The sequence below is a fragment of the Streptomyces sp. NPDC052064 genome (assembly GCF_055585925.1).
On the sequence record NZ_JBVJJE010000011.1, the window covers coordinates 91,116 to 113,617 of the forward strand.

The 22,502-nt window shown below is 69.9% G+C and carries 19 protein-coding genes and 4 pseudogenes; 14 read left to right on the forward strand and 9 right to left on the reverse strand.

Going from position 1 to position 22,502, the window contains the following annotated elements; translation table 11 throughout:
* Positions 1-57: 57 nt before the first annotated feature.
* Positions 58-312: pseudogene (locus ACZ6TU_RS28115) on the forward strand (expansin EXLX1 family cellulose-binding protein); the annotation flags it as partial.
* A 118-nt stretch (positions 313-430) separates the two neighbouring features.
* Here ACZ6TU_RS28115 and ACZ6TU_RS28120 read toward each other — a convergent pair.
* On the reverse strand, positions 431-1,570 hold the full coding sequence (locus tag ACZ6TU_RS28120) for a glycoside hydrolase family 12 protein (protein ID WP_467677351.1): 1,140 nt from the start codon (positions 1,568-1,570) through the stop codon (positions 431-433).
* 234 nt (positions 1,571-1,804) lie between these two features.
* On the reverse strand, positions 1,805-2,827 hold the full coding sequence (locus ACZ6TU_RS28125; protein WP_467677353.1) for a LacI family DNA-binding transcriptional regulator: 1,023 nt from the start codon (positions 2,825-2,827) through the stop codon (positions 1,805-1,807).
* Positions 2,828-2,960: 133 nt separating this feature from the next.
* On the opposite strand from ACZ6TU_RS28125, the pseudogene ACZ6TU_RS28130 reads away from it, so the two are divergent.
* Positions 2,961-3,229 (forward strand): annotated as a pseudogene (locus tag ACZ6TU_RS28130) (cellulose 1,4-beta-cellobiosidase); the annotation flags it as partial.
* A 584-nt stretch (positions 3,230-3,813) separates the two neighbouring features.
* On the opposite strand, the gene ACZ6TU_RS28135 reads toward ACZ6TU_RS28130, so the two are convergent.
* From ACZ6TU_RS28135 to ACZ6TU_RS28155, 5 genes and pseudogenes are all read right to left on the reverse strand, one after another.
* Positions 3,814-5,760, reverse strand: a complete 1,947-nt coding sequence (locus tag ACZ6TU_RS28135; protein ID WP_469551886.1) for an alpha-L-fucosidase — start codon at positions 5,758-5,760, stop codon at positions 3,814-3,816.
* Between the two features lie 101 nt (positions 5,761-5,861).
* Complete coding sequence (locus tag ACZ6TU_RS28140; RefSeq protein ID WP_469551888.1) at positions 5,862-6,047, reverse strand: RICIN domain-containing protein; 186 nt, start codon at positions 6,045-6,047, stop codon at positions 5,862-5,864.
* A gap of 43 nt (positions 6,048-6,090) precedes the next feature.
* Positions 6,091-6,234 (reverse strand): annotated as a pseudogene (locus ACZ6TU_RS28145) (beta-xylosidase); the annotation flags it as partial.
* 20 nt (positions 6,235-6,254) lie between these two features.
* Entirely contained in the window at positions 6,255-6,593 is a 339-nt protein-coding gene (locus ACZ6TU_RS28150; RefSeq protein WP_469551890.1) for a hypothetical protein, read from the reverse strand.
* The gene (locus ACZ6TU_RS28155) at positions 6,590-7,405 is read right to left on the reverse strand and encodes a phytanoyl-CoA dioxygenase family protein (protein ID WP_469551891.1); all 816 of its coding nucleotides are present in this window, start codon (positions 7,403-7,405) and stop codon (positions 6,590-6,592) included. The genes ACZ6TU_RS28150 and ACZ6TU_RS28155 overlap by 4 nt, the downstream gene beginning before the upstream one ends.
* Positions 7,406-7,551: 146 nt before the next feature.
* Here ACZ6TU_RS28155 and ACZ6TU_RS28160 point away from each other — a divergent pair, with 146 nt between their 5' ends.
* A complete protein-coding gene (locus tag ACZ6TU_RS28160; RefSeq protein WP_469551892.1) occupies positions 7,552-8,406 on the forward strand; it encodes a helix-turn-helix transcriptional regulator in 855 nt (284 codons plus the stop codon).
* Between the two features lie 333 nt (positions 8,407-8,739).
* On the opposite strand, the pseudogene ACZ6TU_RS28165 reads toward ACZ6TU_RS28160, so the two are convergent.
* Positions 8,740-9,123, reverse strand: a pseudogene (locus tag ACZ6TU_RS28165) (nitroreductase family protein); the annotation flags it as partial.
* Between the two features lie 302 nt (positions 9,124-9,425).
* On the opposite strand from ACZ6TU_RS28165, the gene ACZ6TU_RS28170 reads away from it, so the two are divergent.
* The 10 genes from ACZ6TU_RS28170 (at position 9,426) to ACZ6TU_RS28215 (ending at position 19,770) form a co-directional block, all read left to right on the forward strand.
* Positions 9,426-10,412, forward strand: a complete 987-nt coding sequence (locus tag ACZ6TU_RS28170) for an NAD-dependent epimerase/dehydratase family protein (RefSeq protein WP_467677365.1) — start codon at positions 9,426-9,428, stop codon at positions 10,410-10,412.
* A 389-nt stretch (positions 10,413-10,801) separates the two neighbouring features.
* On the forward strand, positions 10,802-12,427 hold the full coding sequence (locus ACZ6TU_RS28175) for a BCCT family transporter (RefSeq protein WP_469551894.1): 1,626 nt from the start codon (positions 10,802-10,804) through the stop codon (positions 12,425-12,427).
* A gap of 258 nt (positions 12,428-12,685) precedes the next feature.
* Positions 12,686-13,771 (forward strand): S-(hydroxymethyl)mycothiol dehydrogenase, encoded by a 1,086-nt coding sequence (locus tag ACZ6TU_RS28180; protein ID WP_467677369.1) that lies wholly within the window; start codon positions 12,686-12,688, stop codon positions 13,769-13,771.
* The gene (locus ACZ6TU_RS28185; protein WP_467677371.1) at positions 13,771-14,406 is read left to right on the forward strand and encodes an MBL fold metallo-hydrolase; all 636 of its coding nucleotides are present in this window, start codon (positions 13,771-13,773) and stop codon (positions 14,404-14,406) included. Before ACZ6TU_RS28180 ends, ACZ6TU_RS28185 begins: the two co-directional genes overlap by 1 nt.
* Before the next feature lie 107 nt (positions 14,407-14,513).
* Positions 14,514-14,681: a hypothetical protein gene (locus ACZ6TU_RS28190; RefSeq protein ID WP_469551896.1), complete on the forward strand. Its 168-nt coding sequence runs from the start codon at positions 14,514-14,516 to the stop codon at positions 14,679-14,681.
* Between the two features lie 39 nt (positions 14,682-14,720).
* Positions 14,721-15,782 (forward strand): chorismate-binding protein, encoded by a 1,062-nt coding sequence (locus ACZ6TU_RS28195; protein WP_467677373.1) that lies wholly within the window; start codon positions 14,721-14,723, stop codon positions 15,780-15,782.
* 123 nt (positions 15,783-15,905) lie between these two features.
* Positions 15,906-16,817, forward strand: a complete 912-nt coding sequence (folP, locus tag ACZ6TU_RS28200) for a dihydropteroate synthase (protein WP_469551898.1) — start codon at positions 15,906-15,908, stop codon at positions 16,815-16,817.
* A 169-nt stretch (positions 16,818-16,986) separates the two neighbouring features.
* Positions 16,987-17,349: a bifunctional 3-phenylpropionate/cinnamic acid dioxygenase ferredoxin subunit gene (locus ACZ6TU_RS28205; RefSeq protein WP_193478672.1), complete on the forward strand. Its 363-nt coding sequence runs from the start codon at positions 16,987-16,989 to the stop codon at positions 17,347-17,349.
* Positions 17,346-18,509: an NAD(P)/FAD-dependent oxidoreductase gene (locus ACZ6TU_RS28210; protein ID WP_469551900.1), complete on the forward strand. Its 1,164-nt coding sequence runs from the start codon at positions 17,346-17,348 to the stop codon at positions 18,507-18,509. The genes ACZ6TU_RS28205 and ACZ6TU_RS28210 overlap by 4 nt, the downstream gene beginning before the upstream one ends.
* A 130-nt stretch (positions 18,510-18,639) precedes the next feature.
* Positions 18,640-19,770, forward strand: a complete 1,131-nt coding sequence (locus tag ACZ6TU_RS28215) for an aromatic ring-hydroxylating oxygenase subunit alpha (RefSeq protein ID WP_467677379.1) — start codon at positions 18,640-18,642, stop codon at positions 19,768-19,770.
* Positions 19,771-19,833: 63 nt separating this feature from the next.
* Here ACZ6TU_RS28215 and ACZ6TU_RS28220 read toward each other — a convergent pair whose 3' ends face one another.
* On the reverse strand, positions 19,834-20,580 hold the full coding sequence (locus ACZ6TU_RS28220) for an IclR family transcriptional regulator (protein WP_467677711.1): 747 nt from the start codon (positions 20,578-20,580) through the stop codon (positions 19,834-19,836).
* Positions 20,581-20,788: 208 nt separating this feature from the next.
* Here ACZ6TU_RS28220 and betA point away from each other — a divergent pair, with 208 nt between their 5' ends.
* Positions 20,789-22,447 (forward strand): choline dehydrogenase, encoded by a 1,659-nt coding sequence (gene betA / locus ACZ6TU_RS28225; RefSeq protein WP_469551902.1) that lies wholly within the window; start codon positions 20,789-20,791, stop codon positions 22,445-22,447.
* Positions 22,448-22,502 lie beyond the last annotated feature (55 nt).

The following is a 22,502-nucleotide window of genomic DNA, read 5'->3' on the forward strand; positions in this document are numbered from 1 at the left end:
CCGGCCGACAAGATGCGCCATGTGCAGGACACCGGCGCGGAGTTCCTGTGTGCGGACGGATCCAGCCCCTACTGGTGCGGCATTCAGGCAATCGGCCACCGCAACCCGCTCGCTCGGCTGGAGGTCCGTGCCGGCGGCGGCTGGCGCCGACTGACCCGCACCGACTACAACTACTTCCTCTCTCCCGACGGCAGCGGGTGCGGCGGCGAGATCAGGCTCACCGACATCTACGGCGAACGGCTGACCATCAACGGGATCGCCGTGCGGCCGGACGCCGTGCAGCCGACGCGGGTCCAGTTCGCCCGGCACTGACCCCGCCACCGACCGTTGCCGCTCCTCCGAACGGAACGCTCGGAGGACCGGCGACACTGGCTCGTGGCTCACTGCTCTGCAAGGGGCTGAAGGCAGAGCCCCGGAGGGTGGGTGCGTGTCACTCGGTGGTGCAGGCGGTGCCGTTCAGGCTGAAGCCGGAGGGCTTGGCGGAGGCGCCGTCGGAGGTTCCCTGGAACCCGAAGGTCGCCCGGCCGCCGGCCGGCACCTCTCCGTTGTGAGCCACGTTGCTCGCCGTGACAGCTCCTGACGACCCGGACAGGTTCGCGTTCCAGGCGTTGGTGATCCGCTGCCCGGAGGGGAGGGTGAACGCGAGCTTCCAGCCACTGACAGGGGACGAGCCGGTGTTGGTGATGGCGACGTCGGAGGTGAAGCCGCCCTGCCAGACGTTCGTCGTGTAGGCCACCTTGCAGGCCGAGGAGCCGCCGGGGTTGCCGGGGCCGCCGGGCTCACCGGTGGAGCCCGTGTTGACCGTGGAGGAGAACGAGTTCACGCCGAGGCCCGTACCGTTCTGCCAGGGCTCGAACCCCGCCTGAACACTCGTCATGTACCAGTTGTTCTGCGCGAGTCCCCGGGACACGGTCTGCCGGACGAAGTCCATGACGTCGAAGGACCAACTGGTGATCGCCGACGGTGCGACGAACGACAGCACATCGTTCGAGCCGTTGCTGCCGGACCACAGCTGCCACTCGCGCCCGGCCACGGTGGCGGTGCCGACCGGGGAGCCGATGGGCTGGATGGGTCCGACCTTGTTGAACCAGATCATGATCTCGGTCCGGTTCACGCCGTCGGTGCGGGGCGTGGGGTCGAGCCAGATGTCGTACGAGGCGTTGTACGCCGCGCCGTTCACGTAGGTGTAGGAGATGCTCGAGGGTGCGGAGGAGATGGTGCTGAGCTGAGCGGGAAGCTTGGTGCCGGGCGAGCAGTTGGTGTAGTGGCAGCCGTTGTAGACGGACGGGTAGGACTTCGGAGCGCCGTTCGTGGGGACGGAGCCGTCGGCCTGGGTGATCCTGAACCCCGAGTCGGTGACGGCGATGCACTGGGTGGCGTTGGTGCCCCAGCGGTTGTTCTGCACCACGTAGCGGCCCTGGATGGTCGTGGAACCGAAGGGTTGGCAGATCGTGGTGTCGGCCTGCGCCACCGAGGACGCGGTCAGCAGCGCGGCGAGTGAGACGAGCGAGGTGAGCAGCGCGCCGAGCAGGCCACGCGCGCTGTGGGCATGGTGGGGTGAAGGACGCATGCGGATCCTCTTCGAGGAGGGGGGTGGGGGTAATGGAAGTGCTCCCGGGAACTTGTGAATGGGAGCGCTCCCAATTCTGGGGATCGGCAGGGACTGTAGGGACGCTTCAGGTCCCTGACAAGACTGCTGGCATGAACCTGTCGGCACTGATTCCGGAGACGCAGGTCAGACGACGGCGTCGAGACACAGTGCGCCCCGACTCCGGTGCGGTCCGGAGGAGTTGGCCGGCGAACGTCAGGTCGAGTCGCGGACCACCAGCTCCGTGCGGAGGATGACGTGACGCCAGGCCACGGCACCTTCCTCCATCTCCTCCAGGAGGAGTCGGACCATGGCACGACCGATCTCCTCGATCGGCTGGCGTACCGTGGTCAGCCGTGGCTCGGTCCGCTGAGCCAGCGGAAAGTCGTCGAAGCCGATCACGGCGACATCCTCCGGCACCCGGCGCCCGGCCGCGCGCAGCGCCTCCAGAGCCCCTGCGGCGGTGGTGTCCGACGCGGCGACCACACCGTCGATGTCCGGATGCCGTCCGATGAGCTCGGCCATGGCGCGGCGTCCGCTGTCCGCCGTGAAGTCGCTCTCGGCGACACGGGTCTGCTCGCTTTCCAGGCCCGCCGACGCCAGAGCCTCCTGGTAGCCGCGCAGTCGGCACTGGGCGGCGTACAGGTCGAGCGGCCCGGTGATGGTGGCTATGACTCTGCGGCCCCGTTGCAGAAGATGGGAGACGGCGCTGCGGGCTCCGCCGATGTTGTCCGCGTCGACGTAGCTGACGTACTCGTCGCCCGAGCGGCGCCCCAGCAGCACGGTCGGCATCCGGGCCTCGGCGAGCATGTCCGGCAGCGGATCACCGGCGTGCACGGACATCAGCAGGACACCGTCGACCCGTCCGCCGCGGGCGTACTCGAGGAAGCGCTGCCGCTCGGCTTCGGAGCGGACCAGGGTCAGCAGCAGCTGTATTCCGGTGTCCGTCAGTGCGTCGCCGAGCGAGCTGACGATCTCGGAGAAGAAGGGCTCCGCAAACTGCCGCCAGTCCGGCTCCGTCATGACCAGGGCGACGGCGTCGGCCCGCCGCCCGGCCAGGGAACGGGCCGCGAGGTTGGGCACGTAACCCAGCTCGTCGATGGCCCGCTGTACGGCCCGACGCGTCGACTCCTTCACTCCCGCCGCGTTGTTGATGACGCGGGAGACCGTGCCTCGACCCACCTGCGCGTGGGCGGCCACCTCCTCCAGCGTCGGTGTCCCCGGGCGTCGCCTGCCCATGACCACCTCCCCCACGAGATCACCGATCTTACCGGCCGGAGGCAATCGAGCACATGACTTCGGCAACGGCACCGGGTCAGGCGGGCACCCCGCACCGCAGGGTTGGGAGCGCTCCCGTTCCTGGTGCGGCAACCCCTACACCGGCGCCGAGGTGTACGTGAACCCCGAGTGGTCCGCCAAGGCCGCCGCCGAGCCCGGCGGCAGCCGCATCGCCAACCAGCCCCCCGTCCCCAACGACGAGGGCAAGGGCTTCGACCGGACGTGCGACCCGACGTACGGCGGCAACCCGCGCAACGGCAACACCCCCCCCCGGGCTCACTGCCGAACTCGCCGCTGGCCGGGCACTGGTTCTCCACCCAGTTCCGGCAGCTGATCCAGAACGCCTACCCGCCGCTGTCGTGACCTGCTGAAGCGGTGAGTGACCGCCGGGGGCCGGTCCCGCTCGGCAGGACCGAGGGACGGATCCCGGCGGATCCCGCGCTCCACGGACGAGTGCGCCCCATCGCGTCGGCTGTGCCGTCTGATCTGGCAGGCTTGCCGACTGGCCGTCCTGGCGCAGACACTCGCCGCCGCGGCACTCGTCCAGCCGACCGGACGCCCGGTGGCCTCCCTCAGCGGTGCGGGCGCGACTCTGCTGACCGGTCGCCCCGTCCCCGGTGAAGTGCGTCCATCAGGTAGCCGGGATCGGCCGCGGCGGCCCGCTCGGGTGCGGTCACGACCTGGGCGGTGAACAGCAGGCAGGCGGCGACCAGTATCGCCGACAGCCGTGCGAGAACAGCGGACCTGTGCGTTCCCCGACTTTCTGCGGGTGCCTCGATGAGAGTGGAGGTCTTGGGCGAAGCCCGACGCAGTACGTGTGGACGCTGACGGGAAATCAGGCACGCGCGCGTTCTGCGGGCGGGCCGGAGTGCCCAACCGCCCCGCGCCCGCAGAGGGCCGCCCCTCTCCTCCTCACAACAGGCCGAGGAGAGGGGCGGAGAGAAGGGTCAGGAGGGGATGATCTGCCACTGCTGCTCGGTCCGCGCCGCGTACGGCTGCTGTTCGATGGCGGCTCCGTTGGTGGTGCTGCCCTCGTCGACGGCGAGGGAGAGCCCGCTGTAGCGGTTGATGAGGAAGTAGTGTCCGTCGCCGGTGGGTGTGACGGCCCAGTGCTGCTGGGGGGCGCTGGCGTCCCCCCAGATGCCCACAGTGCCGCCGTCCGCGCGGGAGAGACCCTGGACCTCCAGGAGCTTGCCGCTGGCCACACCCTTGATCTTGTAGTAGCCGTCGCCGGTCTTGGTGAAGGTCCACTTCTGGTTCGTCTGGTTGAGCCAGGACCACTGCAGGACCTTGGTGTTGTCGGTGGTGCGCCGGCCCTCCACGTCGGCGGCCTTGCCGCTGTGCCGGGCGACCAGGCGGTAGACGGTGCCGTCGCCGGGGAGTGCGGTGGACACCAGCGCGGGCTTGACCGACCGGCCGCCGATCCTGACACCGCTGATGTTGGCGTAGCCGCCGGCGGCCGCGTTGACCTGGATCCGTACGAAGCCCACGTTCCGGTTGGGCCACTCGACCAGCTTGGTCTTCTTGTCGCCGGCCCAGGTGCCGGTGGCGACCTGGGTGAAGTTGACCCCGTCGGTGCTGGTCAGGATGGTGTATGAGGTGATGTCACCGTCGGTGGAGTTGTTGCGGTTCCACTGCTTGGGCAGGTACTCCAGGGTCGAGACGTTGCTCCACACACCGCCCAGGTCGATGGTGATGGACTGCGGCAGCGACAGCCCCCAGGTCGACCAGCAGGTCTCGTAGCGGACGTCGCTGAGTCCGTCGATGGCGTGGAGGGGACCCTCGCCGGTGTGGAAACCGGTGGCGTACGCGTTGACCGGTGTGACGGGGTGCTCGGCGCGCAGCAACTGGGTGGGCAGCGGCGGCCTGGAGGTGTCGGGGCTCCATGCCGCGCCGACCTCGGCAAGCCGGTTGACCACGTTGGTGTCCAGCAGGCCGTTGCGGTTGGGCGGGCAGTTGAGGATGAACGAGGTGTACTTCGGTTCCAGATCGGCCAGGTGCGAGAGGATCGCGGCCTTGCTCATGAGGCTCTCGGTCGGGGTGGAAGGGTGCCAGAACCAGCCGTTGCTGATGGTCTGCCCCTGCATGCCGGCGTAGGTGTTGCCCGTCGGCGCCGTGACGCCCAGCGGCTCCTCGAAGAAGATCGCGTCGCTGAGGAAGGGCTCCGACAGTCCGCCGATGTCGATCATGACGCAGTCCGGCTGCAGCTCCTTCACCAGCGAACGGATCCGCTGGTAGGAGACGGCCTGCTGCCCCATCTGCCAGGCATAACCATCGGTCATGAACATGTCGATGGTGCCGTAGTCGGTGAGCAGCTCGCGGATCTGACCGAGCATGAAAGTCATGTGGCTGGGCTGGATGGCATCGGTGATCTGGAGCCCGCTCACCTTGTGCCGGCTCTCCCATGCCTCGACGCCGAAGGTGCGGTCCCAGATCGAGTAGTAGAACCCGACCTTCAGCCCCTTCGCGCGGAAGGCGTCGCAGTATGCCTGGACGACGTCGTGCTTGTAGGAGCTGTTCGCGACGTTCTGAGTGCCATAGGCACTCGGCCACAGGGCGAAGCCGTCATGGTGCTTGGTGGTCAGGATGCCGTAGCTCATCTTCGCGGCGGCCGCCGCGTCGGCCCACTGCGCGCAGTTGACACTCGGGGGAGCGAAGAGGGCGGGGCTCTGGTTGGGTTCCGCCCACTCCTCGTTGGTGAACGTGCCCAAACTGAAGTGGTTGAACATGCCGAACCGCATGTCGACCATCCTGCTCAGGTTCGTCTGTGTGTCTGCGGCGTTCGCCTGCGACAGAAGGCCGGAGAAGCCGGGGACGAGCGGCAGCGCGGTCGCGGCGGTCGCCGCTCCCGCAGCACCGAGAAACGTACGACGAGACATTCTTGGTGAGGACATGGCCCACTCCTGTGAATCGATGGCATTGCTTGCGGTGACGATGAGCTGGGACGGTCGACGGCGGCCAAGGTGTCGGGGCGTGCCGGGCGGCAGGGCTGCCCTCACGCCGCGCGCCGTTGGACCTGCTGACTGGTGCCGGTGCCGCAGGGCCACCGGATGAGGCGGCCGCCGTTGGGGGTGGATGCGTCCTTCACGTCGAGGCACTTGCCGCTGTGCCGGGCCACCAGGTTGTAGTAGGGGCCGCCGCCCGTGCCGGTGACCGTGCCGGCCTCGGCGTCAATGGACACACCGGGCCCGGGCGCGCTGCCCCCGGAGGGCACCCAGCCCCCGAATGGTGACGACCGCCGGCTCGGGGGCGCTGGCCCGGGTCAGGACGTCATTCCTGAACTCCCAGGTCTTCAGGTCCGTCGAGCGGTAGGCGGAGACGGCCTTGAAGGTGTTGGCGGCGTTGCGGTTCCAGCCGAACCAGTAGTACCTCTGCTCCTGGAGAATGCCTACGGATGCCCTGCAGCCATGTCGACGATCCGTTCGAAGAAGAACTCGTGCTTGAGGAAGGAGACGTCGTACTCGTGGCCCGGATACGGCGGGATCAGCTGAGCTGCCTGGATCAGCCGCCAGCCGTCCCGCAGCGCCGCCATTCCCGACTCGTACGGCGGTTCGTCACTGTCGCCCGTAGTGGGTGAGGTGCGGCCGGTGCCGTCGTACAGCGACCATCCGACGACGTGGGAGTCCAGGGCGGAGTTGGCCAGGTACAGCACCAGCACCTGTTGCCGCAGCACCGGGGTGAGTTCCGTCTGCGGGGAGTGGGTGCGGGCCATGAGTTCGCTCGTCATGCCACGGCCTCCTGCGGGCGGTTGGAGACCCTGGTCACCCAGTAGTCGATGTCGAAGGAGTCGTCGCCGGTCAGTGCCCGCCACAGCAGGATGCGGTTGTACCGCTCCAGACGTCCCGTGGCCGGTTCGTACCAGGGGAACGTCACGTCCAGTTCCCGGGTCACCTGCGGGTCGTCCAGGTCCGAGGTGTCCCACAAGCGCTGTTGGCGGACCGCGGGATTGAAGCGGATCTTGAACATGTAGCGGGCCGTGTCGCTGTCGTTGCGCCTGCCGGCGTGCCAGAGGCCGTGGTGCAGAAACACCACCGTGCCGGCCGGGCAGACCAGCCGGCTCTGGCCGCGCAGGTTCTGGTAGCGGCCGGTGTCGGACTCGTTGATGCGGCGCAGGTGGCTACCCGGCACGCTGAGGGTGCCCCCCATCTCGAGCGTCACCGCCTGCGGGTAGTACATCAACTGCACGTCGAAGGCGTCCGGCCGGACATCGATGACGGCGTCCCCGTGCAGCGGCTGCGCGTCCCCGCCACGGGCTTCGCGGACGTGGACGAAGTGGTGGTCCACCGTCGGCTCCCGGCCCACCAGGCTGCGCAGAGCCCCCGCAACCCGCGGAACGTCCAGCAACCCGCGGACGAACGAATCCGCCGCGTACGCCTCCGGCAGCGGCGTACCGTACGGCACGGGCGGCACCCCGTCCGCAAGCACCGCCAGGCCCTCGGCGTTCATCTCCGCGGGGACCACCGCGTCCAGTCGCAGCGACCCGTGCGCCACGAAGCGCGCCATCTCGACCGAGCTGAGCAACTCCTGCCTCTTCTCCATGACCGCCACGCTAGGCACCGCCCGCCGCTCGCCGCGTGGGTCACGTTCACCCTCCACTGGTCGATTCTCACCACGAAGACCGGAAAGGGAGTCGGGTACGGCGATCCCGGTGCGCACCTACGGACGTCGTGGTAGAACACCTGCCCATGCACACGGCCCTCGTCCATCTCGACGAGCCTCCCGCTCTCGCCGCCGTCGGAATCGGCGTGCACGGCCCCGCAGGCCAGGTGGACGAGTTTCTGCTGCCTGACCTGTGGCAGCTCCATCTCTACGGCTATGAGGCCGACCTGACGGTGAACGGCACCCCGCACCCGATCAGCCCCGGCAGGGTCAGCCTCGTTCCCCCCGGCACGGAGGTCCGCTATCGCTACCGGGGCCGCTCCGAGCACCTCTACGTCCACCTGCGCCTGAGCTCGTCCGGCACGCCCCGAAGCGTCCCGGTGATCCAGGACGCGGGGCCGGAACTGCCGCTGCTCACAGCGCAGTTGCGGCAGGCGCTGGCTGTCTGGCCGAACACGGCGGCGCGGGCGGCGGCCGAGGTGTGGGCGGCGCTCTGGCGGGTCGCCCAGCTCGCCCCGCCGACGACGCGGGACACACAGGCCGCCCATCCCGCCGTCGTGGCGGCGGTGGCACTGATCGAGACCCGGCTGGCCGAGCCGCTGACCGTGTCCGAGATCGCGAAGGCGGCGGGCGTCTCGCACAACCACCTGACCCGGCTGTTCCGCGCCGCCACCGGGGAGACGGTCGTCGGCTACATCCGAGCCCGGCGGATGGAGCGGGCGCGCCACTTCCTGCGGGCCACCACGCTGACCATCCCCGCCGTTGCCGCCTCCGTCGGAATTCCCGACCTCCAGGCCTTCAACAAGGCCTGTCGCCGCGAACTCGGAGCGGCCCCGCGCAGCATCCGAGCCGCCCAGACCGCGACGGACAACGCCCGGCCCGTGGCATCGCAAGGGTTCGGGGCCGATCGCGGCCCAAGGGTGACGGGTGCGGAGAGCTGAGGCGCTTCCCGCAAGAACGTTTCGATACCACGGTCGCGCAACATCCCCGATCGTCCGGAGGGTCGCGCATGTCCACGCGCTGCTTCGAGAGCTTCGCACCCGGCCGCGGCATGCTCCCACCCCGCTCGGCGCTCGACTCCGACGCTCCCGGGATCGACCTCGACGGTGCGTGGGCGAGCGGTTGGTGTGTGGATGGTCAGGCTGGTGCGGCGGGGATCAGCGACGGCCGGGGCGGTCCTCAGGAGGGGCGGCGCCGCCCCGGACTCCGGTGCTGGGACGGCCGCCGGGCGGTGCCTCGAAACCCGTCGTCCCGGGGCACCCGTGAGGCGTGGGTCAGAGGGTCGTGCTGACCTCGGAGAAGTCCAGGCGTGGGCAACGCGGGAAGTGGCCGTCGATGGCGGGCTTGCCGATGTTGACGACCATCAGCGGGAGGTGGTCCCCGTCGAGGAACTCCTTCTGGATGCCGGCGTGGTCGATGCCGTTCATGGGACCGGCGGCCAGACCCATGGCACGGATGCCGAGGATGAAGTACGCCGACTGCATCGCGGCGTTCAGCACGGCCGACTGCTCGCGGACCGGACGCTCGGAGAAGAACGCGTCCTTGGCCGCTGGGAAGGCGGGGGAGAGACGCGGCAGGTCGTCGTGGAACTCGGCGTCGGCGGAGAGGATCACCGACAGCGGGGCGGCGGCGGTCTTGGCCTGGTTGCCCTCGGCGAGGAGCGGCACCGGGGCACTTTCGCCGCGTCGCGCGCCATCGCGGGGACCACCGTGATCGCGGTCGCGCCGCTGCCGATCACGACGACACGCTTGCCGGCGTGGTCGAGCCCCTCGGGCCAGAACCGCGGACGCACCACCGTGCCGGCGAAGGACTCGATGCCCGGCGAGCACGGCGGGTGGGAGGGACGTCCCGCGCCAGGGCGAGTCGGCGGGCAGGAGAGCGCGGGCTGCGACGGCTCTGCCCACGGCAGAAGCCTCTTGGTGTGATCGGTCCGTGCTGATTGAGTTCCACTATGGAGCGCATGGAGATCCTGGTCCTCGGCGGTACGGCCTGGCTGGGGCGTGAAGTGTCCCGGCAGGCCCTGGACCGGGGCCACCGCGTGACATGCCTGGCTCGTGGCGACAGCGGCCCCGTGGCGGAAGGCGCACGCCTGGTGGCCGCGGATCGGCGAGACCCCGCCGCGTACGCGTCCCTGCCCGGCCGGGAATGGGACGCCGTGCTCGAAGTGTCCTGGCAACCCGGCTTCGTGCGGAGAGCGGTTGCGGCCCTGGGCGCACGGGCACGTCACTGGATCTACGTCTCCTCGGTCAGCGCATACGCCTCCCACGGTGAGCCCGGTGCTGACGAGTCCGCCGCCCTGCTGCCCCCCACAGACCACGAAGAGGTCGACCGTGACCGGTACGGCGAGGCCAAGTCCGCCTGCGAAACGCTCACCCGCACGGCCCTGGCCGACCGCCTCCTGATCGCACGTGCCGGACTCATCGGCGGGCCCGGCGACCCCAGCGACCGCTCCGGCTACTGGGTCGCCCGCGCCGCCCGTGCCCCCCAGGCACCGCTACTCGTCCCGGACACCCCGAGGGTCCCGACGCAGACCATCGACGCGCGCGACCTGGCGACGTGGCTCCTCGACGCCGCGCAACGCCGAACCACGGGCACCTACAACACGGTCGGCCCGACTGTGCCCTTCGCGGAGTGGGTCGAGCTGTCCCGAAGCGTCGGCGGACACACCGGGCCGGTCGTCGCCGTCGCGTCCCAGCTGCTCCTCGCGCACGGAGTGGCCCAGTACATGGGCCCCGACTCACTGCCCATGTGGGTGGTGGAACCGGGATGGGAGGGCTGGGCGGCGCGCGACGGATCTGCCGCCACCACCGCGGGCCTGCGCCACCGCTCCCGTACCGACCTCCTTGCCGACGCGCTGCGTTGGGAACGCGAACGGGGACTGCACCGGCCGCGCCGCGCGGGACTCGCCCCGGACAGGGAGCGCGAACTTCTGGCAGCCTTTGGATGAGAGCACGACGGTTTGGGTCCATGTACCCCTGCCGCCCGCTGCATGCCCGGGGGAGCGTCATACGCGCTCGGCATCGCGCACGTCCCGTCGGCCCATCTCCCCTTGGGTGTCCTGATGTTCGGTCTGAGTGTGCGGGCGTCGGCCCCGGCGCTGAGGTCCGATACGGAGCCGCCGGGGCCAACCAGGTTCCAGGCGGCCTGCGGCGTGACTGCCGACCCACGGGGCAACGGTGTGCTCGACGCGGGCTCGGCACAGGGGGTTGACGCACCGGGACGCGACAGGAACTGTGTTGCACATCGAGCTCGAAGTTGCGTGTTGCGCACCGCCGCGAGCGGTGCACTCGCAGGGATGCAGACCCGCCACCCCCGTCCCCTGTCGGAAGGCTGCGGATGAGTACCGCGACGACGAAGAAAACGACATCGGCCCTCGCACGGGTGGATCCGGCCGTCCTCTATATATCTGTCACGCTGTCCGCCCTGTTCGTCGCCTGGGGGGTGTTCTTCACCGACAATCTCGCCACGGTCGCCGAGACGACGCTGAACCGGATCATCGACAACTTCGGCTGGCTGTTCGTCCTGACGAGTTCCGGGTTCGTGGTGCTGGCGACGGTGCTCGCGTTCAGTCGGTTCGGCTCCATCCGGCTCGGCAGAGACGGTGAGCGCCCGGAGTTCAGTACCGCGTCCTGGGTGGCGATGATGTTCAGCGCCGGCATGGGGATCGGCCTCATGTTCTACGGGGCGAGCGAGCCGATCATGCATATGGCCGACCCGCCACCGGGCGCCGCGAAGGCGGGCAGTGAGGACGCCGCCCGCCTGGCGCTGGAGTACTCGTACTTCCACTGGGCGATCCACCCCTGGGCGATGTACGCCGTCGCCGGGCTGGCGCTCGCCTACTTCGGTTTCCGCAAGAGTGGCAACGGCCTGATCAGCTCCGCCTTCCGGCCGCTGCTCGGCGACCGGGTGGACGGACCGCTGGGCAAGTCCATCGACATCCTGGCGATCTTCGCCACCCTCTTCGGGTCCGCCGTCTCCCTCGGGCTGGGCGCGCTCCAGGTCAACCGAGGCCTGAAAGAGGTCTGGGGCGTCCCCGACTCCACCGTGCTGGCCGTCTCGATCATCGCGGTCCTCACCGTCCTGTTCGTGATCTCCGCCCTCTCCGGCGTGCACCGCGGTATCCAGTGGCTGAGCAACGGCAACATGATCCTCGCCGCCGTCCTGCTGCTCTTCGTCTTCGTGGTGGGCCCCACGGTGTTCATCCTGGAGAGCCAGACCGAGGCGCTGGGCGGCTATCTGGCCTCGCTGCCGAAGATGAGTTTCACGACGGGTGCCTTCGGCGGCGGCGAATGGCTCTCCGGCTGGACGGTCTTCTACTGGGCGTGGTGGATCTCCTGGACGCCGTTCGTCGGGACCTTCATCGCCCGGATCTCCCGTGGCCGCACCATTCGGGAGTTCATCGTCGGTGTGATCATCGCGCCGAGCCTGGTGAGTGCCGTGTGGTTCGCGATCCTCGGCGGGACCGCCCTGAACCAGGAGATGCACGGCGGTCACCTGGCCGCGGCGGTCGCCAAGGGCGAGGAAGCGGGCCTGTTCGCCACCCTGCAGAACCTTCCCTGGTTCCCTGTCACCTCGGTTCTGGTGATCATTCTGGTCGGCCTGTTCTTCGTGAGCGGCGCGGACGCGGCATCCGTCGTCCTCGGCATGCTCTCCTGCCGGGGCAGCATGGCCCCCGGTCGCCTCGTCGTGATCCTCTGGGGCGCGCTGACCGGTTTGGTCGCGGCCGTGCTGTTGCTGGCCGGGGGTCTGGAGGCGGTCAAGCAGGTGGCCATCATCGCCGCGTTCCCGTTCCTCTTCGTGATGATCGGCCTGTGCGTCTCCCTCGTGAAGGCGCTGCGCGCCGAGCCGGTCCCCGCCCCGTCGGCGGAACGGGAAGGCGTTGCCGACGCCGTCGGCGAGCCGGGGCCGGACGACGGTGTACGGCCGGCCGAGGTCATGGCGGACTCGCAGCCCGCGGGCTGAGCTGCCCGGCCGGGCAGCGCGACTAGGCCGGAATCGGACGAAGGTGAGGGCCGCATCCCCGGAGTGTCCGAGGGACGCGGTCCCTCATGTGCGCCAGTGATGAGCCCCTTGGTTCCGACGGATCCGGCCGAGCCGACCCGGTTGGTGCCAACCCCTTGACCCTCGGCGTGCTCCTCCACGATGCTCAGTTGCGTATAGCGGTGCGTGTATCTGATGAGGCAACGCACTCGCGAGGGTATCCCGCTTGAGGAGAAGCTCATGGCTCACGAGGTTCGTGCCGTCGTCGCCCGGAAGAAGGGCGCACCCGTCTCCGTCGAGACGATCGTCGTCCCGGATCCTGGTCCGGGTGAGGCGCTGGTCAAGGTCGAGGCGTGCGGCGTCTGTCATACCGATCTCCACTACCGCGAGGGCGGGATCAACGACGACTTCCCCTTCCTTCTGGGGCACGAGGCGGCAGGTCGCGTCGAAGCGGTCGGGGAGGGAGTCACCGGCGTCGAGCCCGGCGACTTCGTCATCCTGAACTGGCGTGCGGTGTGCGGCCAGTGCCGGGCCTGCAGCAAGGGCAAACCCTGGTACTGCTTCGCCACCCACAACGCGACACAACCGATGACGCTGCTCGACGGCACCCCGCTCTCGCCGGCACTCGGCATCGGCGCGTTCGCGGAGAAGACGCTGGTCGCCGCAGGTCAGTGCACCAAGGTGGACCCTGCGGCCTCGGCGGCGGCAGCCGGTCTGCTCGGGTGCGGCGTCATGGCCGGCTTCGGCGCGGCCGTGAACACCGGCGCCGTCGGCCGGGGCGACTCCGTCGCCGTCATCGGCTGCGGCGGCGTCGGAATGGCCGCCGTCGCGGGGGCGAGGCTGGCCGGAGCGAGCAAGGTCATCGCCGTCGACATCGACCAGCGCAAGCTGGACCGGGCCATGGCCATGGGGGCCACCCACACGGTCGACGGGGCCAAGGGCGACGTCGTGGAAGCGGTGCGCGAGCTGACGGGCGGCTTCGGCGCGGACGTCGTCGTGGAGGCGGTCGGCCGCCCCGAGACGTACCGGCAGGCCTTCTACGCCCGCGACCTGGCCGGCACGGTCGTGCTGGTCGGCGTGCCCACCCCGGAGATGAAGGTGGAGCTGCCCCTGCTCGACGTCTTCGGGCGGGGTGGCTCGCTGAAGTCCAGCTGGTACGGCGACTGCCTGCCCTCGCGCGACTTCCCGGCCCTCATCGACCTGTATCTGGGAGGCCGTTTCGACCTGGACGCGTTCGTCTCCGAGACCATCGGCCTCGGTGACGTGGAGGAGGCGTTCGAGAAGATGCACCGCGGCGACGTGCTGCGCTCGGTGGTGGTGCTGTGATGGCCGGCGCACCGCGCATCGAACACCTCGTCACCAGCGGGACGTTCAGTCTCGACGGGGGGACCTGGGACGTCGACAACAACGTCTGGATCATCGGTGACGACGACGAGGTGGTCGTCATCGACGCGGCGCACGACTCCGACGCCGTCCTGGCGGCCGTCGGTGACCGTCGTCTGTCGGCCATCGTGTGCACCCACGCCCATGACGACCATGTGCGCGCCGCGCCGGACGTCGCTCTGGCCACGGGCGCGCCCATTCTCCTGCACCCTGACGACCAGGTGCTGTGGAAGATGGTGCACCCTGGTCGGCGGCCCGACGGCCCGCTCGCCGACGGTGAGGAACTCATGGTGGCGGGCATCGGCCTGCGTGTCCTCCACACACCCGGACACGCCCCGGGTGCCGTGTGCCTGTACGCACCGGAACTGGGCGCACTGTTCAGCGGTGACACGCTGTTCGCCGGAGGCCCCGGCGCGACCGGGCGCTCGTACAGCGACTTCGGCACGATCATCGGCTCCATCGGTGACCGACTGCTGACCCTCCCGGGCGAGACGGTCGTCCACACCGGACACGGTGAGACCACGACCGTCGAGGCGGAAGCACCGCACCTGGAGGAGTGGGCCGCCCGCGGCTGGTGACAGGGGCGCCGCCATGCCGACCGGGGCCACGAGTGCCCGCATATCTCCCCGGGCGAGACCCGCGAACGAGGGCCAGCCCCGGCCGGCATGCCGACGAGCCCGCCGGTATGCCCGTGTACCTGGCCGGCAGGCCGGGGCCCCCGGCCGTCGTGGCCGTGCCCCCGGCCGTCGTGGCCGTGCCCCCGGCCGTCGTGGCCGCGCCCCCGGCCGTCGTGGCCGTGCCCCCGGCCGTCGTGGCCGCCCCCGGCCGTCGTGGCCAGGAACGACCGTCATGACCAAGGACCATTCGCCCCGTCGGCCCTGGACGAACCGCCGTGCACGCTCCCGCCCCGATGGCCCGCTTCGGCGGCCTCGTCGCCGCTGATCTGCTTGATGTCACCGGCGATCCCGCCGCCCTGGCCTCCTCCGGCTTCTGGGCTGTCGTCGCGGACTTCGAAGGCCGCCTGGTCTGCGCGCGGTTCGGCCGGCTGCGTTCCGCGCCGGTGCCCGCTCCGCAGACCGGGGCATGGCGGGGCCCGGTCGCCGGCGACTGGACCTCGTCGCTCGACCGCACCGCCTACACCGCGGGCGTGCGCCGCATCCGCGAGCACATCGCGGCGGGCGACGTCTACCAGGCCAATCTCTGCCGCGTGCTCTCCGCACCCCTGCCCGACCCGGCCGTCGCCGACATCGACGCGTTGACCGCGCTGCTCGCCCGCGGCAACCCCGCGCCCTACGCCGGTACGGTCCGGCTTCCCGCGCACGGCGTCGAGGTGGCCACCGCCTCGCCCGAACTCTTCCTGCGCCGCACCGGCCGGACCGTGGAGTCCGGACCGATCAAGGGCACGGGCCGTACCGCGGGCGACCTGCTGCCCAAGGACCACGCCGAGAACGTGATGATCGTGGACCTGGTCCGCAACGACCTGGGGCGGGTCTGCGCCACCGGATCCGTGACCGTCCCCACTCTCTGCGCCGTCGAGCGGCACCCGGGCCTGGTGCATCTCGTCTCCACCGTGCGCGGGGAACTGGCGAAGGGCGCGGGCTGGCCCGAGCTGATGGCCGGGACCTTCCCACCGGGCTCCGTGACCGGCGCGCCCAAGTCCAGCGCACTGCGCATCATCGACGCCCTGGAGACCGCGCCCCGCGGCCCCTACTGCGGTGCCGTCGGCTGGGTCGACGCCGACCGGGGGACCGGTGAACTGGCCGTGGGCATCCGCACCTTCTGGATCGACCGTGCCGCCCCGGCGGGTCCGGTGCTGCGCTTCGGAACGGGCGCCGGCATCACCTGGGGGTCCGACCCCGGGAGGGAGTGGGACGAGACCGAACTGAAGGCCTCTCGGCTGCTCACCCTGGCGTCGAGGCCGCGGGGGGAGGCCGGGGCCTTCCACCTGCCTTGACAGTGCCGCGCGGCCGTCCTCACACTCGTTGCTCAAATCGCACATTGTTCCTCTATACGCAACGAGGTCAACAGGTCCCATGATGCTTCCCGCGCGCCCCCTCGCCGACCCGCTCCGAGTCGCATGAGTACCGCCGCCCGGCCCGACGAGGCCGCTCCCGCGCTCCATCCGCGAGGTCTTCCCCGCCCCGGCCGGACCCTGGTGATGGGCATCGTGAACGTCACGCCCGACTCGTTCTCCGACGGCGGGCGGTGGTTCGACCCGGAACGGGCCGTCGCGCACGGCCTCGCGCTGCTCGACGAGGGCGCGGACATCCTGGACGTGGGTGGCGAGTCGACCCGCCCCGGCGCCGCGCGTCCCGACATCGAGGAGGAGATGCGGCGCGTGCTGCCGGTCGTCCGTGAACTCGCCGCCGCGGGCGCGACGGTCAGCGTCGACACGATGCGGGCCGAGGTCGCCGCCCACGCCGTCGAGGCCGGCGCCGCTCTGGTCAACGACGTCTCCGGCGGGCTCGCCGACCCGGCGATGCTGCCGCTGATCGCGCGGGCAGGCACGCCCTACGTGCTCATGCACTGGCGCGGGCATTCCGCGGGGATGCAGGCGAACGCCGTGTACGACGACGTCGTCACCGACGTGGTCGACGAGTTGCGGGCGAGAGTCGAAGCGGCCCTGCACGCCGGGGTTCCGGGGGACTGTCTCATCGTCGACCCGGGGCTCGGTTTCGCCAAGCACGCCGAGCACAACTGGCGGCTGCTCGGCCGTCTCCGGGAGGTCGCCGCGCTCGGCCGGCCGGTCCTGGTGGGTGCGGCGCGGAAGTCCTTTCTGGGGCACCTGCTCGCGGACCCGGAGACGGGGCGGCCCCGCCCCGCGCACCTTCGGGACGCGGCCACGTCCGCGGTGTCGGTCCTGGCCGCCGCGCAGGGCGCCTGGTGCGTGCGCGTCCACGACGTCGCCTCGACGGCCGACGCGGTACGCGTGACCGCTCGGTGGGGCCTCGAATCCGCGGCGACGCCGCTGCCGACGCCCCAGTTCTGAGGGGTGCCCGCCTCTGACCTGCGTTTCTTATCACGCAGGGAGTTGCGCCCTTCGCAACACAAAATAGGGGCGTCAGGTGACCCGTGAACTCCTTGACAAGGGTTTGTGGGCGCCCTCAAACTGGCGTTGCGTTCACCGCAATCCGTTCCGCTATACGCACCGAGGTGTCATGATGATTGCCGCGTGCCGTCTCGTGGATCTGCCCCGAGGCGAGGCCCACAGGCTCGACATCGACCCGCCGGTCTCGGTGTTCCACACCGACGACGGCGAACTCTTCGCCATCGACGACACATGCACCCACCAGGACGCCTCGCTCGCCGACGGCTGGCTGGAGGGCTGTGAGGTCGAATGCCCGCTGCACGCCTCGAAGTTCAACCTCAAGACGGGAGCCGTCGACGCCCCGCCGGCCAAGCTCCCGGTGCGCACGCACGAGGTCTTCGTCGAGGACGGCATGATCTACGTCCGGCTGTCCACGGCAGCTCCGAACCTGCCTCCCTGCATCGCCGCCCGGCTCGTGGGGGGCGTCGCGTGAGGACCGTGGCCGTGGTGGGCGCGTCGCTGGCCGGTCTGTCGGCGGCGCGCTCGTTGCGGAAACAGGGATACGACGGACGGCTGGTCGTCATCGGCGACGAAGTCCATCGCCCGTACGACAGGCCGCCACTGTCCAAGGAGTTCCTGGCCGGCGGCATCGGCGAAGCCGATCTCGCACTGGAGCCGGACGACGAGGACCTGCAAGCGGAGTGGCTGCTCGGAGCCCGCGCCGCCGGACTCGACGCCACGCCCCGCGCCGTGCGGCTCGCCGACGGCAGGGAGGTGCGGGCCGACGGCATCGTCATCGCTACCGGCGCCGCCGCCCGGACCCTGCCCGGCATGGACGGACTGGCCGGTGTGCACACCCTGCGCACACTGGACGACGCCCGCGCCCTGCGGGACGAACTGGCCCGGGGCGGACGCCTGGTCGTGATCGGCGGCGGCTTCATCGGTGCCGAGGTCGCCTCCACCGCCTACGCTCTCGGCCTCGACGTGACCATCGTCGAGGCGGCGCCCACACCACTGGCCGGTCCGCTCGGTGCGGCCATGGGGCGCATCGTCTCCGCTCTCCACGCGGACCACGGCGTACGCCTGTTGTGCGGCGTGGGCGTCAAGGGGCTGAGCGGCGAGAACCGCGTCGACGCAGTCCTGATGGAGGACGGCCGGAGCATCCCCGCCGACATCGTGGTCGTGGGTGTCGGGGCCCGTCCCTGCGTCGAGTGGCTGGCCGGATCCGGTGTCGAACTCGACGACGGCGTCAAGTGCGGTGCGGACGGCCGTACCAGCGTGGCCGGGGTGGTCGCGGTCGGCGACTGCGCCTCCTGGTACGACCCGCGCGCAGGCACGCACCGCCGCGTCGAGCACTGGACCGGAGCCCGCGAACGCCCCGACGCGGCCGTGGCCGCCCTGCTGTCCTGGGGCGAATCCGAACCGGGCCTACCCCGGCCTCCGTACTTCTGGTCCGACCAGTACGGCGTGAAGATCCAGTTCGCCGGCAACGCGGCCCGCGCCGACAGCGTGACGATAGAGGAGGGCACCGCGGACGATCGCAACGTCCTGGCCGTCTACCGGCGTGCCGGACACCCGGTCGCCGTACTCGGGATGAACCAGCCGCGGCTGTTCATGCGCTGGCGTAAGCAGCTCGCGGCCAAGGCGCCCTGACAGGGGCGTAGACCTCGCCCTCACGGCCGCTGTTGTACGGAGCCGCGCTGCTCATCACCCAACGACGTCCGGTGTCGCTCTTCCCGGCGCGTGCATGCCCGATCCACGACGTATCCCCGAGGAGTGCACTGTGACCTCGACCGGCCTGCCGGAAAGCCTGATCGCCACCCTCCCCGGTTCCTCCTACACGGATCCCGAGATCTTCGCCCGGGAGCAGGAACACATCTTCGAGGCGATGTGGTTCTGCGCCGTGCGCTCCGCCGACCTCGCCAGGCCGGGTGCCTTCCGGACCGTCGAGGTGGGCCGCGAGAGCATCCTGATCACCCGGGCACGGGACAACTCCATACGTGCCTTCTTCAACGTCTGCCGGCACCGCGGAGCCAAGCTCTGCACTGCGGAGACCGGCGAGGTCAAACGTGCCTTCCAGTGTCCCTATCACGCCTGGACCTACGACCTGACGGGCAAACTTGTCGCGGCACCCAACCTCACCAAGATGCCCGACATCAGCCGCACCGAGTACGGCCTGGCAACGGTGGCCACGCGGGAATGGCTCGGCTATGTGTGGGTGTGCCTCGCAGAGAACCCGCCCCCTTTCGACGAGGTCGTGGGGGATGTGGTCGCGCGCCTGGGCGACACGGAGTCGATCGAGCACTACGACATCGACAACCTCGAAGTCGGTGAACGGATCGTCTATGACGTGAAGGCGAACTGGAAACTCATCGTCGAGAACTTCATGGAGTGCTATCACTGCGCGACGATCCACCCCGAGCTGACCGAGGTGCTCCCCGAGTTCGCCGACGGATACGCCGCCCAGTACTACGTGGGACACGGCGCGGAGTTCGGCCCCGAGGCCAAGGGCTTCACCATCGACGGTTCCGAAGGCCTCGACCGCATTCCAGGCGTCACCGAGGACCAGGACCGCCGTTACTACGCGATCACCGTCCGGCCGCAGGTGTTCATCAACCTCGTGCCCGACCATGTGATCTTCCACCGGATGTACCCGGTCGCCGCGGACCGCACCATCGTCGAGTGCGACTGGCTCTACCTCAAGCACGTCGTCGAGAGCGGCAAGGACGTCAGCCGGTCGGTGGAGCTCTTCGACCGCGTCAACCGGCAGGACTTCGACGCGTGCGAGCGCTGTCAGCCCGCGATGAGCTCCCGGCTGTACACCAAGGGCGGCGTCCTCGTGCCCAGCGAGCATCACATCGGTGAGTTCCACGCCTTCGTCCAGGAGCGTCTGGGCGCGGGGCGGCCACAGTAGCGGCGGTTCACGGCGGGCCGGCCCTTGGTGGGCAGGGCGCCCGTCGAAGGCGGCGCGGCGGGATCAGCCCAGGTAGCCCATGCGGTGGCTGATCTCGTCCGCGCCCTTGACCAGCACCGGTGCCAGCTCGTGCATACGGTCCTCGGTGAGCCGGTACGCCGGTCCGGAGGCGCTGAGCGCGGCGATGACCTCTCCGTCCCTGTTGCGGACCGGGGCGGCCATGGCGTGCAGCCCCACCTCGAACTCCTCCAGGGTCCAGGAGTAGCCACGCTCGAGCGCCTCGGCGAGGTTCTTCTCGAGCTTCGTCTTCGCGGTCAGGGTGCGGGGGGTCACCTTCTTCAGGCCGATCTCCGACAGCAGCGCGGCACGCTCCTTCGCCGGCATGTGGGCCAGCAGGATCTTGCCGCTGGAAGTGGCGTGCAGCGGCGTCAGCTGGCCGACCCAGTTGAACGCCGTGACAGCACCCGGACCGCGCACCTGGTACAGGTTGATCGCGTAACGCTCCTGCATCACGGCGAGGTTCACGGTCTCGCCGATCTCCTCCGCGAGACGCTCGCAGACCGGGCGGCTCTGCTGGGTGATGTCGATGCGCTCGGTGACCGCGCCGGCGAGGCGGACGATGCCGAAACCGAGGCGGTACTTGCCGCGCTCGCCTGCCTGCTCCACCAGCCCGCGCACCTCCAGGGCGCCGAGCAGCCGGAACGCGGTGGACTTGTGCACATCGATCTCGGCGGCCACCTCGCTGACACCGGCCTCGCCACGCTGGGCCAGGATCTCCAGCACGGTGATGGCGCGGTCGACGGACTGCACGCCACCGGTCGGCGCAGTTGTCGTCTCGGAATCTGCATGGTAGTTGCTCACAACGCAACTATACGGGCGTTAAACATAGCCGAAAGCTGTGCAGGTCACGGGCTTGGCATGACACTGCAGAAGTTGCGTGGCTCGCAACCTGGTGCACATAGAGATACAAGTACTAGCATGCCGCGCATTCTCTACGGCGCGACCGAGGCGAGGCCCCATGGCTCACGTGCAGTACGACTTCGTCATCGTCGGTGGTGGATCGGCCGGCAGTGCGCTGGCCAACCGGCTCTCCGCGGACCCCGGCAACCGGGTGCTGGTCCTGGAGGCGGGCAGGTCCGACTACCCCTGGGATGTCTTCATCCACATGCCCGCGGCACTGACCTACCCGATCGGCAGCCGGTTCTACGACTGGAAGTACGAGTCCGAACCGGAGCCCCACATGGGCGGCCGGCGCGTGTACCACGCGCGAGGCAAGGTGCTGGGCGGTTCCAGCAGCATCAACGGCATGATCTTCCAGCGCGGCAACCCCATGGACTACGAGCGCTGGGCGGCCGACCCGGGCATGAGTACCTGGGACTACGCGCACTGCCTGCCGTACTTCCGGCGGATGGAGAACTGTCTCGCCGCCGACCCGGACGACGAGTTCCGCGGTCACGACGGCCCTCTCGTCCTGGAACGCGGCCCGGGGGCCAGCCCGCTCTTCGAGGCCTTCCTGAAGGCCACCGAGGAGGCGGGCCACGCTCCCACCGACGACGTGAACGGCTACCGGCAGGAAGGTTTCGCCAGGTTCGATCGCAACGTCCACCGCGGCCGCCGCATGTCGGCATCCAAGGCCTATCTCAAGCCCGCGCGAAAGCGCCCCAACCTCACGATCAAGACGCACACCCTGGTCACCCGCGTCCTCTTCGAAGGCAAGCGGGCCGTCGGCGTCGAGTACCGGCGTGGCCGCGGCAGACCCCAGCGGGTACATGCCCGCGAAGTCATCCTCTGCGGAGGCGCGATCAACTCCCCGCAACTGCTCCAGCTCTCGGGCGTCGGCAACGCCGAGGAACTGCGCGAGCTCGGCATCGACGTCGTACACGACCTGCCGGGCGTCGGCGAGAACCTCCAGGACCACCTGGAGGTGTACATCCAGTACGCCTGCAAGCAGCCCGTGTCCATGCAGCCGTACCTCGCGAAGTGGCGCGCCCCCTTCATCGGCCTGCAGTGGCTCTTCCGTACGGGCCCCGCCGCGACCAACCACTTCGAAGCGGGCGGCTTCGTCCGCGGCAACGAGGACGTGGCCTACCCCAACCTGATGTTCCACTTCCTGCCCGTCGCGGTCCGCTACGACGGCTCCGTGCCCGCCGGCGGACACGGCTACCAGGTGCACGTCGGGCCCATGTACTCCGACGCCATCGGCTCGGTGAAGATCAAGAGCAAGGACCCGGCCGAGCACCCCGCGCTGCGCTTCAACTACCTGTCCACCGAGCAGGACCGCCGCGAGTGGGTCGAGGCCGTCAGGGTCGCCCGCGAGCTGCTCAACCAGCCCGCCATGGCCCCCTACAACGGCGGGGAGATCTCGCCGGGACCCTCCGTCGAGACCGACGAGGAGATCCTCGCCTGGGTCGCCAAGGACGGCGAGACCGCGCTGCATCCGTCATGCACCTGCAAGATGGGCACCGACGAGATGGCCGTCGTGGACCCGGCCAGCATGCGGGTGCACGGGGTGGAGGGGCTGCGTGTCGTCGACGCGTCGGTGATGCCCTACATCACCAACGGCAACATCTACGCGCCCGTCATGATGATCGCGGAAAAGGCGGCCGACCTCATCCTCGGGAAGGACCCGCTGTCGCCGTCCACCGCCGCGTATTACCGGCACCGCTCCCTGCCGTAACCAGCAGTTTTCAGACAGTCGATCGGCCCGGAGGCGAGGCGTTCCGGGCCGGCCG

What these genes read in the sequence shown, in the direction of transcription:
- ACZ6TU_RS28135 (WP_469551886.1), bottom strand. Translation starts at nt 5,760, where the DNA reads ATGTCCTCACCAAGAATGTCTCGTCGTACGTTTCTCGGTGCTGCGGGA.
- ACZ6TU_RS28160 (WP_469551892.1), top strand. Translation starts at nt 7,552, where the DNA reads ATGCACACGGCCCTCGTCCATCTCGACGAGCCTCCCGCTCTCGCCGCC.
- ACZ6TU_RS28205 (WP_193478672.1), top strand. Translation starts at nt 16,987, where the DNA reads ATGATGATTGCCGCGTGCCGTCTCGTGGATCTGCCCCGAGGCGAGGCC.
- ACZ6TU_RS28190 (WP_469551896.1), top strand. Translation starts at nt 14,514, where the DNA reads ATGCCCGTGTACCTGGCCGGCAGGCCGGGGCCCCCGGCCGTCGTGGCC.
- ACZ6TU_RS28185 (WP_467677371.1), top strand. Translation starts at nt 13,771, where the DNA reads ATGGCCGGCGCACCGCGCATCGAACACCTCGTCACCAGCGGGACGTTC.
- ACZ6TU_RS28150 (WP_469551890.1), bottom strand. Translation starts at nt 6,593, where the DNA reads ATGACGAGCGAACTCATGGCCCGCACCCACTCCCCGCAGACGGAACTC.
- ACZ6TU_RS28125 (WP_467677353.1), bottom strand. Translation starts at nt 2,827, where the DNA reads ATGGGCAGGCGACGCCCGGGGACACCGACGCTGGAGGAGGTGGCCGCC.
- folP (WP_469551898.1), top strand. Translation starts at nt 15,906, where the DNA reads ATGAGTACCGCCGCCCGGCCCGACGAGGCCGCTCCCGCGCTCCATCCG.
- ACZ6TU_RS28175 (WP_469551894.1), top strand. Translation starts at nt 10,802, where the DNA reads ATGAGTACCGCGACGACGAAGAAAACGACATCGGCCCTCGCACGGGTG.
- betA (WP_469551902.1), top strand. Translation starts at nt 20,789, where the DNA reads ATGGCTCACGTGCAGTACGACTTCGTCATCGTCGGTGGTGGATCGGCC.
- ACZ6TU_RS28180 (WP_467677369.1), top strand. Translation starts at nt 12,686, where the DNA reads ATGGCTCACGAGGTTCGTGCCGTCGTCGCCCGGAAGAAGGGCGCACCC.
- ACZ6TU_RS28120 (WP_467677351.1), bottom strand. Translation starts at nt 1,570, where the DNA reads ATGCGTCCTTCACCCCACCATGCCCACAGCGCGCGTGGCCTGCTCGGC.
- ACZ6TU_RS28170 (WP_467677365.1), top strand. Translation starts at nt 9,426, where the DNA reads ATGGAGATCCTGGTCCTCGGCGGTACGGCCTGGCTGGGGCGTGAAGTG.
- ACZ6TU_RS28155 (WP_469551891.1), bottom strand. Translation starts at nt 7,405, where the DNA reads ATGGAGAAGAGGCAGGAGTTGCTCAGCTCGGTCGAGATGGCGCGCTTC.